Source organism: Bradyrhizobium sp. CCGB12 (genome assembly GCF_024199845.1).
Taxonomy (GTDB): Bacteria; Pseudomonadota; Alphaproteobacteria; order Rhizobiales; family Xanthobacteraceae; genus Bradyrhizobium.
In genome coordinates, this window is sequence record NZ_JANADO010000001.1 from 5,064,530 (window position 1) to 5,080,959 (window position 16,430).

Sequence of the window (16,430 nt, forward strand, 5' to 3'; positions counted from 1 at the left end):
TGCGACAGGGACGCTAACCCAGGTGCCGCTCCGGCCCTCATTTTTCCGATCGAACCGGATGAGCTCACCTTGTTGGTGGCCACGGCGTGCAATAGTCCGCTTGTTCATGCCACGCGCTCTCCTGGTTGGAGAATTTCTACCAAAAAGAGAAGTGTATTCTAGTCACAATCAAAACTTGAACAACATCTTCAGTATTAATGCATTATTTAAATTGATTATTTAAATATTTCACCATTAAATGCATTTCAGCGGCATTACTTCAGGAGGAAGCATGACAATTCTCGTGATCCTAGGAGGTGTACTGTTTGGATCAATCGTTCTATTCGTGGTCTTCAGCAACGTGTATCTCGAGCTGACATCAAGGCGCATGCGAAAGAGACGACAGCAAGCCAGATTGAGGCGAGAAGAAGCTGATCGGTCGAACCACAACACATCTAAGCTTGATCCAACGAAAGATGCAGATCGCAGACAGCGGGAGCACTTTGCGGTCTGACCTGTTCAACTGGTCGCACGGTGGATAGGCATATCGGGATCTTGTCGAGCGATCTTCCCATCTTGTCGATGCCACTGACGTCGCGACGAAGACCGGCTCTGACACGTGTGCCGACCATCGCGACGCGCATTTCAAGCCAGCCTTGCAATTCACACTCATAAACCCACGATTTCAAGAATTGGATCAGCGCCGCATGGCCGATAAGGCGCGGACCGCCATTGTGTTAGAATGCCACCGGCGCCTTCACCTTGTGATCTCGCTACACTTGGCATCTTGGAGATGCCGGTCGTTCCGTCCCCTGCAGGTCGAGCCGGCTTGCCACTCCCACCTAGTTACCCAACACCTCGGGGCACGACCGCCAGTTTCGAAGCGTAGGTGTCTGTGCGCCAATGACGATCTTTAGTGACGCTTAGCGGCGTCGCACGGCGTTCGATCACGCGCAGTCGAAGTGCGACGAAGGCGATATTGAATACCAACCAGAGGATCAGAAGAGAAATGGTTAAGAACATGCCTCGGCCTCACGCGATTCGAGGACAATGGCCTCCTCTTGGCGACCCAATGTCCGATCCTTCAATGTTGCGCGCAGACGCCGCTTTCGGGCATGCCTAGATGCCAATTCGAGGTAGATATTGCTGAAAAAGACTAGCAGAAGCGGAGCGCTGAGCGCTGCCCCTCCAAGGATCCAAACAATCGCCATACAAACCTCGCAAAACGGTCCGCCTACGCAAAGGGATAGCCTCGTTTGAAGACGTTTTCGCGACGTCGCATCTTCCCTAACGACTTAGCCTCTTATCGGGAAGCGCTTCTCACCAGGAAACGGCTGGCACAATGCAGCCCGACGTAGTGGCGACCCACGTCCTCTGCAGTTACTTGCTAGGACAAGCTCCTAGACCCCGCAGCTGATTAACTCTTAGGCGCCAATAAAGGAGCGCCCGGCCATTTTGCACTCGCAAGAATTTGAATTTCGGGTAGACACAGGGATCGAAGCTTTTGGGCGAACCTTATGACGAAAAGAAGAGCATTAATAACCGGTGTGACTGGTCAAGACGGCGCATATTTGGCGGAACTACTTCTGGCTAAGGGGTATGAGGTCCACGGGATCAAGCGACGAACCTCCCTTTTCAACACAGACCGCATCGATCATCTATATCTCGATCCTCACGAGCCCAACCCACTTTTTCGCCTACACTATGGCGATCTAACCGACTCTTCGAGCCTCATACGTATCGTTGGTCAGGTGCAGCCCGACGAAATCTATAATCTCGCCGCACAAAGTCACGTGGCGGTTTCATTCGAGGAACCCGAGTATACAGCGAACTCCGACGGCCTCGGCACCCTTCGAATTCTTGAGGCAATGCGCATCGTCGGACTAGAAAAGTCGACTCGATTCTACCAGGCATCGACATCGGAACTCTACGGCCTCGTTCAGGAGATCCCTCAAAAGGAGACTACTCCGTTTTATCCGCGCTCGCCGTACGCCGTCGCCAAGCTCTACGCTTATTGGATTACGGTCAATTACCGCGAGGCTTACGGGATGTACGCTTGCAACGGCATCCTCTTCAACCACGAATCTCCCGTCCGCGGCGAAACCTTCGTAACCCGAAAGATCACGCGAGCTCTGGCACGGATCCACTTAGGCCTACAGGAGCGGCTATATCTGGGCAATCTCGATGCGCTGCGCGATTGGGGACACGCGCGCGACTACGTTGAGATGCAGTGGCTGATGCTGCAACAAGAAGAACCGGAAGATTTCGTTATCGCAACCGGAATTCAACATTCAGTACGGGACTTCGTTAACGTGGCGGCGAGCGAAGTCGGCATGAAGATCCGGTGGCAAGGTTCCGGCGTCGACGAGAAGGGCTACAATATTGCGAACGGAAAATGTGTGGTGTCAGTCGATCCACGCTATTTCCGGCCAACAGAGGTAGCCACCTTGCTTGGCGATCCTTCCAAGGCGAAAGAAAAGCTCGGTTGGCAACCGCAAACTTCTTTCGAGACCCTCGTACGCGAGATGATGAAGGAAGATCTAGAGTCTGCGAAACGAGATGAACTAATTAAGCAGCACGGCTTTAGATATTTCCCACGCCACGAGTGACGGCGAACAAATCTGGGATCTGGTGCGGCAGAGATGTCGCCCAGATCAAGCTCTGAAGGCAATGCAGACGACCGCTTCACAATTGCTACCAAGTAAAGTGGCCAGCTAACTCTCCCACTTCAACACGGGATTTCTGAGGTCAACTCGAAGCACATTGTTGCCCCCCAGTCATGAAGCTCGGAAACTTAAGTAGCTGCACGGACCTCTAGATGACGACCGTAACCCTTCTGAAAATCTTGATACGCTGCGGCAAGCCCCGACCGTAGCGGCGTATTTGCACGCCAACCGAGCGCCCGAAGCCGTGAACTATCCAGAAGCTTGCGCGGGGTACCATCAGGCTTGGACGTATCGAAGACCAGCTCGCCTTCGTAACCCACGACCTCCGCCACAGTCGCCGCGAAGTCCGCGATCGAGAACTCATCGCCACTGCCGACATTGATCGGGAGATCGTTCGAATAATTCTTCATCAAGAAAACGCAGGCGTCCGCAAAATCCTCGACGTTGAGAAACTCGCGAAGCGGTGTGCCGGTGCCCCACACGGAAACGCTGGGCGCATTGACGATCTTGGCTTCGTGGAAGCGCCGGATCAACGCTGCGGGGACGTGACTATGATCCGGATGGTAGTTGTCGCCACGGCCGTAGAGATTGGTCGGCATTATCGAGATGAAATCATCGCCATACTGCCGGCGAAAGGCCTGGCACATCTTGAGGCCTGCAATCTTGGCGATCGCGTACCACTCGTTGGTCGGCTCGAGCGGCCCCGTCAGCAATTCGCTTTCGGCGATCGGCTGCCTGGCGTGCTTGGGATAGATACAGGACGAGCCCAGAAACAGCAGGCGCTGCACGCCAACCGTGTGACTTGCGCGGATCACGTTCAATTCCAACGCAAGATTGTCGCAAAGAAAGTCGACCGGGAAATTGTTGTTGGCTGCGATACCGCCGACCTTCGCAGCGGCGTGAACCACGACCTCGGGACGATTGGCCTCAAGCCATCTCAGCGTGGGCTCTTCCTTTGTGAGGTCCAGCTCACGTCGATCGGCAACCAGCACGGTGCAATTCTCTGACGCAAGCCTGCGGACGACAGCTGATCCGACCATGCCGCGGTGGCCCGCGACAAAGACACGTTTGCCCGTGAGATCGTAGGTTGAAGCCCCTGTCATCGTATCCTCTATCAGCGTCCGTTTGACCGGATCACCACTGCCGGGAGATCCATCCACCGCCGCCTTACACAATGCCGCTGCCGATGCAGCCCCGCCGAACTGGTAACACAATCTTCACCATGCGGTAGCCTATCCCGGCCCGACAAAGATATTCATGGTGAACCTGCGCTGCGCGCACAAAAGGTCAGCACACAATGAAACAAAAACAAGCAAGGCAGCCGCATCAGCTGTGCGGCTGCCTTGAAAGATCCTTGAAAAAACGGCAGCCCGCTCGGTTAGCCCGACCTCAGTATGCCCGACGCAGGACAGGACCGACCGGCGCGCAAACGCGGTCCATGTACCAGCCATAGGGCGTCTCGACCCGCACCAGGGGGCAACGGCGCCACGGCACATAGCGATATGGGTACGGCTGCGCCCAGAACGTAACAGGCGTCACCTGGCTCTCACCCGTGAGCAGGGCCGCCGGTGCCGGCATCTGCATCGCGGCGCTCGCTCCGCTCGCCGCGCAAAGGGAAACGGCTGCAGCCAAAAGACCCGCTCGCATCAACGTCTTAAACATCCCAAAAAGCTCCTCGCCCCGCAGATTTGACCTCGACTGGCGCTCGTCAGATCCCAGCCAACCGACGTCACGGATCCGTAGGCCACTTTCGCGACTAGCCCAAATAGTGAACCGAACTTTACCAAGGCCACCGGCAGAAAAGCAACCGATGCCGGGGCGGCCGAAGGCCTTTTGGGTCGATATGGCGCGCAAGTGTGGCTTCTTGGTCCTATTTTTCCTCGCTCCAGGCGCCGGGGGCCGCGAGGTCGGGTGAACGACGATACACATCCCGAAGGAACTGGTAGTTGACTGTCTGCGCCAGCGGCACGTCTTCCTCGCCGAGCTTGGCGAAGATGAGAATATCTCGAAGCGTCCGCCAGCGGCTTTCGTCATAGTCGCCGATGCGACCACCCGTCGGCAGCACCAGCGGCCGCTGCTGCTGGAGCTCGAATTTAAGCCGCTCGGAATTCAGCCCGGCCGGGCCGGCGCCGGCAAGAACGGGCACGCTCCGTGCATAATCCGCATAGGCAAATTGCCACCCTCGAATGACGCCCTGAAGAACATCGGCAATCATGGATGGCTGTTCATGGACGAGGTCATTGCTCGCGAAGTAGACTAGGCCAGGAACATGGATGCCGTAATCTTGCGGTTTGATGACGTTCACCTTGGCGAAGGCCGGGCTCGAAGGATCCGGTTGCTGGTCGATCGCGGCGACGATCGCATCCACCTCCCCTGCCCTCAAGGCTTCGAAACTGTCGCGGTCCGGGACCTTGGTGATCTGGCTTCGGGGAAGCCCGAGCTGCGCCATAATGGCATCAAAAACGACGTCGCCCTCACTGCCCCTGCGATACCCGATCCGCTTTCCGACCAGCTCGGCCGGCCGCCGCAATCCCGAGGTCTCGAGCGTGAAGATCGCGACCGAGGTATCGAGGAAGCTCGCGGCAAAGGCGGTCACGGGCACGCCGCGCCAGCTCGCCAGCAGGAACTTCTGGCCGCTCGTCACGCCGATGGCATGTTGGCGTGCAATCGTCTGGACGAAGTCAGGGTCTGCAGGCTGGGCCGACACCTCGATGCGGGAGGAGAAGTATCCCTGTCTCGACGCGGCGAGCTCGCCGGCAAACCGCGCGCCAAGGGGGCCATCCAGAAGGAGCTTGACCGTGGGAGCCGAGGATACTGTCGGAGCTCGTATGGGGGTCGATCCGGGACGAAGGAGGAGAAGCACAGACCCCACCAGAGCCACGGCAGCAAGGCCAATGGCGAGGTAGCGCTTCCCTCGCGACCGAGTTCGCCGCCGGGACTGGGTTCGAGGCAACGAGAACTTCCTAACAAGTTGTGAAATTTAACATATCAGGCGACGCGAGATCGGCTACAATGCAAGCTTGTGGGGTAAGGTTAATTTTTCCTTCGCCTTGTTCTAACAGCGATATTGACCGATAGCACGGCTTGTTCGGGCAATGAATTTTGCGTCAATGGGTTTGGCAGGATGACAATTCTTCCCAATCGACCGGTGCCCGTCCCTGATTCCCCGGCGGAAGTTCGTGTGGTCGAGCCAGCCGCCGCAACAGCTAAAGGCTTTGTACCGAGCTGGTTGCGCCCTGTGGTTGTGGAAAGGCTGATCGCCGTGGGCGATGCGGCGCTGATCGTGGTCAGCGGGATCGGCTGCGCGGTCGGCTATCACGTCGCCACCGCCGGCATGCTCGGCAAGGCGAACGTCTATCTCGCGGCCAGCGTGCTGGTTGCCGTCAACTTCGCCCTTCTGACCATCGTGCAGCAGGGCTACCACCTGAAGACCGTCACGAATCTCGCCCGCACGTTCCGGATGACGCTGACGACGTGGACCGGCCTGTTCAGCGCGCTGCTGGCGATCGCCTTCACGATGAAGGTCAGCGAGGAGTTCTCCCGCGGCACCACGATCTCGTTCTATCTGGTCGGCCTCGCCGTCCTCCTCGCCTGGAAGATCGCGGCGGCGCGCTGGACCGCGCATGCCTTGCGCACCGGTGCCTTCGCCAACGGCCGCGCGATCATGATCGCCGAGTTCGGGCTTGCGACCTCCTCCAACGCGGTCGACGACCTCGGCCAGCACGGCTACCGCCTGATGCGGGTGATGGAGATCCCGGCCAAGGAGCTCGCCTCGCCGCTGCTGCTCTCCTCGCTGGCGCCGCGCTTCGACGAGCTGATCGCCTATGCGCGCGAGCACCGGATCGAGCACGTCTTCCTGCTGATCAACTGGAGCCGGCAGCATGCGATCGACAGCATTCTGGACGTGCTGAAGATCCTGCCCGTCCCGGTGCATCTGGTGCCGGACGCCAACACGGCGCGCTTCCTGCGCTATCCGCTTTCCGGCACCGGCAACACCTTCACCGCCGAGCTGCGCCGCGCCCCGCTCACCCTTCGCGAACGCGCGCTCAAGCGCGCGCTGGACCTAGTCGGCGCGAGCTTTGCGCTTCTGGTGTTCGCGCCGGTCATGCTGGTGACCGCGATCCTGATCAAGCTGAGCTCGAAGGGCCCGGTGTTCTTCCGCCAGACCCGCCACGGCTTTGGCGGGCGCGCGTTCAGGATCTTCAAGTTCCGCACCATGCGCGTGCTCGAGGACGGCCCGACGATCCGGCAGGCGCAGCAGAACGACCCACGCGTCACGCCGATCGGCAAATGGCTGCGCAAGACCTCGATCGACGAGCTGCCCCAGCTCCTCAACGTGCTCAAGGGCGACATGTCGCTGGTCGGCCCCCGCCCGCACGCGGCCGCCCACAACACCGAATATGAGCAGATCATCGGCAACTATGCCTTCCGCCACCACGTCAAGCCCGGCATCACCGGCTGGGCCCAGGTTAATGGTTATCGCGGAGAAACCCGCACGCTCGAGCTGATGCAGAAGCGCGTGGAGTATGATCTTTGGTACATCAACAACTGGGGTCTCTGGCTCGATTTTGCGATCCTGCTGCGAACTGCAGTCACTACAGTTGCGCAACCAAGAGCATACTGAGACAGGCGTTCGGCTACACGCTAGATGCAGCGAGCGAGCGTCGGAATTGTTTACCGGCTCGCTGTCCCAGTCGGCCCGTGGCCAGCGCCTCAATTTCGTCGGCGACCTCTCCGGGTGCGCGACCAGCATCAACGAGATGCGAGTTGTGCAGAGCACTCGCCAGCTCGATATAGGCCCTTTGCTGCCTGACATTCTCTTCGTATGAGACCTCGACTTTGCGAGCACGAACAGTGTCGGGCTCAACGTTGAGCACAATTGTCAGATCGGGCGTAGGAACGAATTTGCCAAGCAACCGGACCGTCCAGCGTGGAGCTGCACTGCGATACCTCGCGGGATCGGCCAACACATCGTAGTAGTATCGGTCAAAGAAAATAAGGGTCGATCGTCTGCGCGGCCACCAGACTGATCGACACCACCCGATATTGTATAGGGCCACCATGTAAAGGAGCTTGAGCGTCGAGGCGAGCGCGCCTCGCGCAGGCTTGGCGTGGGGATCGACGACGACCTGCACGTCAGATTTCCGCGCACCAAGTCTCAGCGGCGGGTAAAGATGGTACGTCCTCACGTTCCGTCCTACGGCCTTCAACCGCTTGCTCAAGAGATTGATAATCGTCGACTTTCCCGCTCCGTCCGGTCCCAATATGCACAGCACCAACCCCGTGGGTGCCCATACCCTGTCCCAACGTCGCTTCCATTCCGCAAATCGCTCAGCAAGCGAGGGAGAGGACAATTTGGCAACGAGCTCGCCGCGCGCCTGCCGCATGACTTGATCGAAGCGAGACACGTCCAAAGCCTGGATCGCAGCCTGAAGTTGCGAACGCGTCGTCTTCGACCAGAACAGCTTGAGCGCCATTTCGCATTCTTCGCGATATCCTCCCTGCAGGTCCGCGAGATGCTGAAGCACCTTATCGCTCGCGCTTAGTTTGTGAATACGCTTAGCAAGATAATAGACGAATTGCCGATCGGCTGCAGGAACGTAGAAGACAGGATTAGATCCTGAGCCGCAGGCGAGTCGCCGCCCCTCCAAAAGCCAGGTTGCCGTCAGGATCAGCTGTCTTGCCCTGCGGTAATCGCTGCAAACGTCGATCTTCACGAAGCGGCTGCCAGCGGGTCGCCCCTTGAACCAGAACACATGATAGTACGCATTCAGCTCATGCTGCAGGCACTGCACCAGAACGCCCCCCAAATGTCCCATGCAGTCAACGATGAATCTGCGCACGGAAAGGAGGTCATGATCTTGAACGATGAGGTCAACGTCGTTCTCGGGTATGCGCGGCAACTCAGACGTGTCGCCGACCACACAATACGGATAGGGCGACGTGTTAAGCGCAGAAAAAAACCTCTCTAATAGTCCGGTCGTTTCGCATTGATCACTCGTGGTCTCAACCGTCGGTGTGGTCAGCACTCTAGTTCCTCGCATTCTCGAACTCAGCTCTCGCATCGGCATAGATCGAGATAAGCTGATGATAGTTGACTGTCGAAGACAACTCTCGTTCAAACAACCGGTGGGCGGAAAGTCGCTTCCCGTTCATATCATCGGGGCTGGCAAGGATGTCCTGAACGAGCCTCCGCAACTCCGAGGTTGAGCCCGGACGGACCAACCAACCTCCTTCACCGGTCGCGAGCAATTCGGCCACTCCGCCAAGTGCACTACCCAGCACGGGAAGGCCGCAAGCAAATGCTTCTACGATGACCATCGGCAGACCTTCATACCAACGCGACGGAAAAACCAAGAAGGCCGATTTCCTCATCATTCGTCGGACTTCGTCCGATGACAGAAAACCGGTGTATCGAATGTGCTGCGGCGATATTGCCTGCATGTTGCACTTCAATGGCCCTTCGCCGACGATAGTGAGCGGATAGTCGATCTCGCGCCAAGCTTCGACCAGTTCCGAAACACCCTTCTCCTCGCTCAGCCTGCCAACGAACAGCGCGCCATGCCTCGCTTCGGCCTTGGGCAAATCCTCCTCAGAATCCGCGACAAAATTGGGCTTTACCACGATGCGGTGCTCGGGCAGCCCCAAATCAACGAACTTTCGCTTGGCAAACTCGGTCAGCGCAATAAACCGAGTGACTTTGGTCTGATAGGTCTTCTTTGCATGCTGGTGAGCCAACGCAAGAGCGGCCGCAGCAGAGCCCAGGGCTGAACTCCGATAACAGCGATAAAGGACGCCCCAAAGCGGGGATCCTATCCAGCACTTCTCGCAAATGGCGCCGTTGCGTGCCAGCATCCCGTTTATGCAGCCCAAGCGGTAATTGTGCAGCGTCTGCACAACCGGAACTCCCGCATCCCAGCAGGCATCGTAAACAGAAGGTGTGAGAAGCGGGAAAAGGTTGTGAAAATGCACAATCTCTGGGCGTGCGGAACCGACCTTCGCCTTGAGCCAGTCTCGCGAGCTAGTGGAGTAGGTAACTGAAAGCGCGGCGGAAAGCTTCTGCCGAAATCCGATGATTTGATCATTCGAGACGATGAGTTGCTCAACGTGGTGCCCGTTTTGCCTTAGCAGGGCCGCCTCTGCCGCAACCACGGTATCCTCGCCGCCCCGACGCTGGTAGCTATTATGCACCTGGAGAATGCGCACGCAGGGCTCCGTTGTTTATAAAGGCAAACTCTTCAAAAGGTGGGCTATTACAATCATTTAAGGATGTGGTATAGCCATTCCTCACTCTGAATTATCCTTTTTTCCGGCACTTCTGTTTTGAGCACATGATGGGCTTGGTTGTCTCGTCGCCGCCAGCAACTGCTACCCATTTTTGGTATCCTAGCGGTTCTCCTCGTTTTGTTCTTCCCTCGTCAGCTGGCGCCCTGAAGAGTTCATTGCGCTCGTTTTTGTCGCCATCGCAACGAACGCTGTTTGCGCTTCGACACGCCATCGGCCGGACCGATCGCCCGACGCTTCGTATCGATACGGGATTGGCTTCTGCTTTATCGAACTCCTTGGAGTTTGGCGCCATCGCTGTCTCTTTCGGCACGCCCGGCCCGCACAATAAGAAGACGTTGTTGCTGTTGGACAGCTCCGACCACGGCATCGCCTTCGCCAAGCTTGCCGATCGCGAAACCACGCGACGTTTGCTGGAGAACGAGGCCCACTGGTTAGAAAAACTTGCGGTCGCCGGCAGCAGAGACCTGCGTGTACCGCGCCTGGTCGCGCTCTCCGAATTCGACGGGGGGCTTATCTTGGTCCAGTCGTCCCTTTCCGGCAAGAGGCCGCGGGGACAACCGGACTTGCCGCATGCAGCGTTCCTCAAGGGTTTGCACGACCTGGGCCGGCGGACCATGCCTTGGTGCGAGACCCGCGCCTGCACCAACATCGATCAGGCGTTCGAAAGCTGCTCCAGAATACTGCCGCGGACATGGGTCGACCGTTACAGCAAGGTAACGGACGCTCTGCGCCGTGAACTACGTCGGCCGTTCGAAGCAGTTCCTGCTCACCGCGATTTTGTGCCCTGGAACACCAAGCTGGTAGACACCGAACTCTGCGTGTTCGATTGGGAGTACGCCACTCAAGACTACCCGCCGGCGCACGACGTTTTTCATTACATTCTGTTGCCCAGAGTGCTGCAGCGGGCGTCTCTCAGAGGTCCGAACGAGGTTCTCAAGGCAACAAGCAAGTTCATGAACAAGTTTGGCCTCGCGGAGATCGCACGAGAGGCGCTGCACCTGCAATTGCTCGCCTATCTGCTGGATGTGTGCGGATTGTACATCGGCTCCTGGGAGCAGTGGAAGGAGGACCGAGTGGTCGAACGCTATGCCGGTATGATCGATCAGTTGTTGGAGACAATGAAGTGAACTCTCTGAAGATTTCGGTCGTCGTTCCCTCGTTCAATCAGGGACGCTATCTTCGCAAGACGCTCGACAGCATTATTGGCCAGAACTATCCGAATCTTGAGCTGATCGTCATGGACGGAGGCTCAACCGATGATTCCGTATCGATCATCAAGGAATACGAGAGGCACATCGCTTATTGGGTGAGCGGGCCTGACGGCGGCCAGACCCCAGCTCTCGTTGCGGGGTTCGCACAGTCAACTGGAGACGTCCAATGCTGGATCAACAGCGATGATCTGATGAAGCCCGGCTGCCTTGCCGAAGTCGACCAGTTCTTCCGGGACAAGCCCACTGCTGATTTCGTCTATGGCGACACCACCTGGATTGACAAGGAGGGCAACGTCTTAAGAGAACACAGGGAGATCGGCTTCAACTTCTTCGTCTGGATGTATACGTACAATTACATTCCAGGCATGTCCGCTTATTGGCGGCGGCGGCTGTACCAGAGAGTTGGCGGGCTCGACCCGTCATTTAACCTCGCGATGGATGCCGACTTGTGGGCCCGGTTCGCACAGGTTTCTAGGCTTCATCATGTGCGGCGCAGTTGGTCATATATGCGCTATTATCCCGAGCAGAAGAACGTTGCGCTTAGGGCTGCCAGCACCGAGGAAGACAGGCGCATACGCATGAGATACTGGAAGTCTGACAGACCGCGTTTTCTTTCGCCGAAAAGAGTGCTCGCCTACGCTATGCGAGTGTCGGCGAGGCTCCTGAGCGGCTGCTATGATCTCAATTACCAGCGACAGCTATCTGCGGCAACTCAGCTGCGGATCCAACGCTGAAACGATGACTTGGGCAGGGGGCATCGAAGTGACTTACAAAGCGGATTTTTCACAGACGTTGGAACGGTCGCCGCCGCGTGACCGGATCCTGAACGTACCAATCAGCCTCGTGACAATGGCCGATGCGCTGGAAACGATCAAACACTGGATCGAGCACGGCGTATCCCGGTTCGTATGCCTGCGGGACGTTCATGGCGTGATGTTGAGTCACAGGAACGAGGAGCTGCTTCGAATCCACGAAGACGCCGGGATGGTAACCCCTGACGGAATGCCGCTGGTCTGGATCCTGCGCCAGCGGGGCCATGCCGTTTCGCGGGTCTGCGGAGCGGATCTCGTGTTGAACGTATGCGACCTCTCTCTGAAAATTGGAGCGAGCCATTTCTTCTACGGCGGAAAGCCCGGCGTTGCCGAACGGATGTCGCGAGAGCTTTCGGTCCGCTTTCCCGGACTGAAGATCGCCGGTCACGTCACCCCGCCCTTCCGCCCGCTGACCGCCGAAGAGGACCGCGCTTTCGTGCAGAAAATCAGAGACTCCGGAGCGAAAATAGTCTGGGTTGGCCTGAGCACGCCCAAGCAGGAATATTGGATGAAAAAGCACGTCGGCGCAATCGATGGGGCCGTTCTGTTCGGTGTCGGCGCAGCATTCGATTTCTTTTCGGGAGATGTGCGCCGCGCGCCCATCTGGATGCAGAACTTCGGCCTGGAATGGTTGCATCGGCTCTGCTCCGAGCCGAAGAGGCTATGGCGTCGCTATTTGATATTGGCGCCACTATTTGTCCTTCGCTCCGGATTGCAGGAACTGCGGCGAAGGACCACCGCTTAGACTCTCATGGCATTGCAAGAAGGCACGGGCGGAAAGCTCAAAATACTTCTGTCAGCCTACGCGTGCGAGCCCCAAAAAGGCTCGGAGCCAGGTGTTGGTTGGCATTGGGCCAACGAACTGGCAAAGATGGGCCACAAAGTCTGCGTGCTCACACGGCGTAATAATCGGGCTGCCATTGAAGCAACGTTGACGCTATCCGCACCTCAGAACCTCTCTTTCATTTATCACGATCTTCCGGATTGGCTCATGCCGCTCAAGAAGATCGCCGGCACGCATTTGTATTATTCGATATGGCAACGTACAGCTCTTAAGTCCGCGCGCCGGCAGCACTTGGTTGAGCAGTTCGACTGCGCACATCACATCACCTTCGGATCTTGGCGACAGACCACACATCTCCATAAGCTTGGCATTCCACTGCTGGTTGGCCCGATCGGCGGCGCCGAAATGGCCACCCTACCTCTCGTCCGCAGCCTGCCATTGAGCGCTCAGATCTCGGAAGGGATCCGCTACTTCATCAATTTGTTCGGGCTCCTCAATCCAATGCTGCGTTGGGCACTGCGTGGCGCGAGGGTAATTTCAAAGACCAGAGACACACAACGATGGCTGGCTCAAATCGGTGTGACTTCCGAAGTATCCCTTGAGATCGGTGTCGATACCGCTGCGATGGTCCCCATCGGTGGCCGCGATCGAACGGGGCCACTCCGACTGATCTTCGTCGGCCGCCTTTTGGGTTGGAAAGGCGTACTCTTGGCGATACGTGCAGTGGCGCAGGCGCGAGCAGCAGGCACGGAAGTCACACTGGTAATCGTTGGCGAAGGCAAGCTGCGGAGTCACTGCGAGCGGCTCGTCGCCAGTCTTGGCGCTGAGACGTTTATCAGCCTAGTTGGTGCAAAAGCGCAAAAGGAAGTCTTCGCGATGCTATCATCGCATGATGTCATGCTCTTTCCGAGCATGCACGACTCCAGCGGCAATGTTGTTTTGGAGGCGTTTGGCCATGGGCTGCCCGTGATATGCTTGGAGCTGGGCGGCCCAGCTACGCTCGTCGATGCAGAAGTTGGCATCGTCGTGTCGACGTCGGCCAAATCCGCTTCGGAGGTGATCAGCGAGCTTGCTGCAGCAATCAACCGGCTCGCCTCGGACCACCAGCTCCTGGACGTATTATCGGAAGCAGCACGCCAGCGGGCGCTGGATTCTTCATGGGCGGCTGCCGTGGGAAGAGTATACGCCGCGCCCGCTATGTTTAAAGCCTGAGTTGCGCCAGCGCCTGTTGCGCGACGTACGAGGCTATCGCCACGATAGATAGCGTGGGGCTGACGCTACCCGAAGTTGGAAAGACCGCTGAACTTGCGATGAACAGGTTCGACACCCCATGAACCCTACAAGATGGATCAACAACCCCCGATTTTTCGTGCGCGGACATTCGCGCTGTTCCAATTTGGTGACTTCCGACGCTAGCGTTTTCTGTTATGCGCTGTCGCAACCTTTTCCAATCGAGGGAAAACGCCAACTTGTTTGAAGACGAATTTCTGATGTCATCGGACAATATCTGAAGGCTACGTTCGATCGTGTCGACGTCCTTCTCAGTACAACGCCACTCGGAGCGAAGCTTCGGCTTGCCGTAGACGTCCCGCAATGTACTCAGAACTACCCTGCTTTCGGGGTTCGGGCTCTGCTCGGCACTGTACAGGAGCTGATATTTTCCGACCGAACTGTAGAGCGCGACGCCAGGCAATTTCCGCGTGCTCAACAGGCGCCGACGAAGCCAATCTATTGCGAACTTCAACGTGGCCGGAGAGTCAACGACAACGTTGCCGAGGTGCTTGAATCCATCAAACGCCACCTCTTGGTGCGTTTTGTCCATCAGCTCAATTGGAATTCGGCGAGCGAGAACCCACTTGGCGAAATACATTGCTGACAGGATACCGCTCTTGTGAGAGGGATCTTCAAACGACGGCGGCGCAAGGATAGCGTTGAAGTGCATCAGCCCGTGCTTGGTCTCCGCCGACCTCCCAACACGCAGCATGTGGCGTACGTAGACCCCGTCGACGCTCGTTTCGAAGCCATGTCGCACGAGCCGCGGATCTCCAAGATACTGTAACGTGGCCAGCGTCCCGTACAGGTGGGTCATGTAATATCGACCCACCTGGTCGTAGTCGTTTCCGACGCCGTTCGGATGACGGGACCTGGACAGAAGCAGGAGTCGCGCCGTTTCAAGACCGCCCGCCGCAATCACGAATGTCCGCGCCGAAATCCGAGCCATATCCCCGTGAGGCAATGGAAATTCTGCGGCAAGGATATCCCCTGGATCGGGGCCCGGGATCAGTTCGAGACAGGGTGCGTTCAAGTACAAGTGAATGTTGGCGGAGCGGCTGATTTCAGCGCGATACTTCTGACGGAAGTCGGTCGGCAGACTGAACCGCCAAAGATTGGTTGCATCGACATCCTGCCAGCGCATGCCGGGAAATAGCTCTCGACTGCCAGGCGATAGCGCAATCGAGGTGTCGTACTCGTAGCGTCCCAGGTCGAGAAAGGAATGCGCAACCTCATAGTGCCGCCTCATGACCGAAAAGCTGACCGGCCAAGAGGGCAGACCTGCGTGAGGCCTGCCTGCAAAGTCCTCTTCGTCGAACGGCGCACAACGCCCGCCCCAGACAGTCGACGTGCCGCCAAATCTTCTGATCCGATGACGGTCCAGGGGAGGTTCGGCCCGAGGGTTCGACACCTCGCCGGTCAGTTCCTCCTGCTCGCTGCGCGAGTACCACTCTCCACCGGCTTCGAGCAGCGCGACCTTTGCTCCGGCATCGCCCAATATTTTGGCGGCGGTGATACCAGCGGGGCCTGCACCAACGATGCATACATCGTAGTCTCGCGCCGAACCCGCCGAGATTTGTCGACCATCGAGAATCAATTTGTCGATTCCGATAGAGCCGCTGCATTCTCGCGCAGGTGGTCCAAATTTCCAGTCCCCACGATCGCCGCGTCCACGTTGGAATATTGAAAGGGTTGCCTCAAGGCTTGCGAACGAGAATGCGGATCCACTGGCCGAACCCCGGTGAACAACTCGCGTACGATCAGCCCCTTGTTATTCCGCGTCGCCAACGCGCAGAGCGCGGAAAATTGATCTCCCGTCTGGGTACAGGGTACCTGCAGCACATTCGGGTGAGGCGACACTGCGAACAGCATTGCATCCTCGAGAGTCCGCGCCGAAACGCCAAGGGCGAGGATCTTGCCGGCCTGCTTGAGACGAAGCAGCGTGTCCCAAGCTTCGTCGAGAGGCGCGCCTGGCGGCGGACTGTGCAGAAACAAGAGATCGACATAGTCGGTTTGAAGCCGCCTCAACGAGCCGTCTACCGCGCCTGAAAGATAGGCCTTGCCGAACTCCTGGCTGATCGCGGACTGCCGGATCTCGGACAGGGCCGAACCCGCGCGGCTGGATGAACCAATGAAGCCTCGGATGACCGGGCGCAGGATCGGCTTGATCTTAGCAGCCCATTTCAGTCGCTTCGACAGCTTGTATCCGACCTTAGTGCAGATGATCGCCTGTTCGCGACGATGACGCAGAGCCAGCCCGAGAAGCTTCTCGCTTTGACCTTGGCCGTAGATGTCGGCCGTATCGAAGAGGTTGACGCCGAGATCAAGCGCGCCGGCAATAAGTGCGTCGGACGCCTTCGGTTGAGCGTGACTGAACGAGCCCAGTTTGCTCAGCCCGAGGCCGATCGGTGCCAACGGC

Annotated in this window: 13 protein-coding genes; 6 read left to right on the forward strand and 7 right to left on the reverse strand. The window is 57.9% G+C overall.

Features of this window, described 5'->3' with window-relative positions; translation table 11 throughout:
* Positions 1-1,496: 1,496 nt before the first annotated feature.
* Positions 1,497-2,588 (forward strand): GDP-mannose 4,6-dehydratase, encoded by a 1,092-nt coding sequence (gene gmd / locus NLM27_RS23575; protein WP_254145603.1) that lies wholly within the window; start codon positions 1,497-1,499, stop codon positions 2,586-2,588.
* A gap of 185 nt (positions 2,589-2,773) precedes the next feature.
* On the opposite strand, the gene NLM27_RS23580 is transcribed toward gmd, so the two are convergent.
* The 3 genes from NLM27_RS23580 to NLM27_RS23590 form a co-directional block, all read right to left on the reverse strand.
* Complete coding sequence (locus NLM27_RS23580) at positions 2,774-3,748, reverse strand: GDP-L-fucose synthase (protein WP_254145604.1); 975 nt, start codon at positions 3,746-3,748, stop codon at positions 2,774-2,776.
* 286 nt (positions 3,749-4,034) lie between these two features.
* The gene (locus NLM27_RS23585; protein WP_254145605.1) at positions 4,035-4,307 is read right to left on the reverse strand and encodes a hypothetical protein; all 273 of its coding nucleotides are present in this window, start codon (positions 4,305-4,307) and stop codon (positions 4,035-4,037) included.
* Positions 4,308-4,515: 208 nt separating this feature from the next.
* Entirely contained in the window at positions 4,516-5,508 is a 993-nt protein-coding gene (locus NLM27_RS23590) for an ABC transporter substrate-binding protein (protein ID WP_254145606.1), read from the reverse strand.
* 375 nt (positions 5,509-5,883) lie between these two features.
* On the opposite strand from NLM27_RS23590, the gene NLM27_RS23595 reads away from it, so the two are divergent.
* On the forward strand, positions 5,884-7,269 hold the full coding sequence (locus NLM27_RS23595; RefSeq protein ID WP_254145607.1) for an undecaprenyl-phosphate glucose phosphotransferase: 1,386 nt from the start codon (positions 5,884-5,886) through the stop codon (positions 7,267-7,269).
* A 13-nt stretch (positions 7,270-7,282) separates the two neighbouring features.
* Here NLM27_RS23595 and NLM27_RS23600 read toward each other — a convergent pair whose 3' ends face one another.
* On the reverse strand, positions 7,283-8,674 hold the full coding sequence (locus tag NLM27_RS23600; protein WP_254145608.1) for a hypothetical protein: 1,392 nt from the start codon (positions 8,672-8,674) through the stop codon (positions 7,283-7,285).
* 1 nt (position 8,675) lies between these two features.
* Positions 8,676-9,851 carry a glycosyltransferase gene (locus tag NLM27_RS43800; RefSeq protein WP_254145609.1) on the reverse strand — a complete coding sequence of 392 codons (1,176 nt, stop codon included), beginning with the start codon at positions 9,849-9,851 and terminating at the stop codon, positions 8,676-8,678.
* A gap of 236 nt (positions 9,852-10,087) precedes the next feature.
* On the opposite strand from NLM27_RS43800, the gene NLM27_RS23610 reads away from it, so the two are divergent.
* The 4 genes from NLM27_RS23610 to NLM27_RS23625 are packed head-to-tail and all read left to right on the forward strand — an operon-like array spanning position 10,088 to position 13,951.
* Positions 10,088-11,059 carry an aminoglycoside phosphotransferase family protein gene (locus tag NLM27_RS23610; protein WP_254145610.1) on the forward strand — a complete coding sequence of 324 codons (972 nt, stop codon included), beginning with the start codon at positions 10,088-10,090 and terminating at the stop codon, positions 11,057-11,059.
* On the forward strand, positions 11,056-11,877 hold the full coding sequence (locus NLM27_RS23615) for a glycosyltransferase family 2 protein (protein ID WP_254145611.1): 822 nt from the start codon (positions 11,056-11,058) through the stop codon (positions 11,875-11,877). The genes NLM27_RS23610 and NLM27_RS23615 overlap by 4 nt, the downstream gene beginning before the upstream one ends.
* The gene (locus NLM27_RS23620) at positions 11,819-12,700 is read left to right on the forward strand and encodes a WecB/TagA/CpsF family glycosyltransferase (protein ID WP_254145612.1); all 882 of its coding nucleotides are present in this window, start codon (positions 11,819-11,821) and stop codon (positions 12,698-12,700) included. The genes NLM27_RS23615 and NLM27_RS23620 overlap by 59 nt, the downstream gene beginning before the upstream one ends.
* A 6-nt stretch (positions 12,701-12,706) precedes the next feature.
* Complete coding sequence (locus NLM27_RS23625) at positions 12,707-13,951, forward strand: glycosyltransferase family 4 protein (RefSeq protein WP_254145613.1); 1,245 nt, start codon at positions 12,707-12,709, stop codon at positions 13,949-13,951.
* On the opposite strand, the gene NLM27_RS23630 is transcribed toward NLM27_RS23625, so the two are convergent.
* The gene (locus tag NLM27_RS23630; RefSeq protein ID WP_254145614.1) at positions 13,941-15,608 is read right to left on the reverse strand and encodes a GMC oxidoreductase; all 1,668 of its coding nucleotides are present in this window, start codon (positions 15,606-15,608) and stop codon (positions 13,941-13,943) included. The two genes, NLM27_RS23625 and NLM27_RS23630, sit on opposite strands and share 11 nt — an antisense overlap.
* Positions 15,605-16,426, reverse strand: coding sequence for an aldo/keto reductase (locus NLM27_RS23635; protein ID WP_254145615.1), 822 nt, complete (start codon positions 16,424-16,426; stop codon positions 15,605-15,607). The genes NLM27_RS23630 and NLM27_RS23635 overlap by 4 nt, the downstream gene beginning before the upstream one ends.
* Positions 16,427-16,430 lie beyond the last annotated feature (4 nt).

What these genes read in the sequence shown, in the direction of transcription:
- gmd (WP_254145603.1), top strand. Translation starts at nt 1,497, where the DNA reads ATGACGAAAAGAAGAGCATTAATAACCGGTGTGACTGGTCAAGACGGC.
- NLM27_RS23580 (WP_254145604.1), bottom strand. Translation starts at nt 3,748, where the DNA reads ATGACAGGGGCTTCAACCTACGATCTCACGGGCAAACGTGTCTTTGTC.
- NLM27_RS23585 (WP_254145605.1), bottom strand. Translation starts at nt 4,307, where the DNA reads ATGTTTAAGACGTTGATGCGAGCGGGTCTTTTGGCTGCAGCCGTTTCC.
- NLM27_RS23620 (WP_254145612.1), top strand. Translation starts at nt 11,819, where the DNA reads ATGATCTCAATTACCAGCGACAGCTATCTGCGGCAACTCAGCTGCGGA.
- NLM27_RS23625 (WP_254145613.1), top strand. Translation starts at nt 12,707, where the DNA reads ATGGCATTGCAAGAAGGCACGGGCGGAAAGCTCAAAATACTTCTGTCA.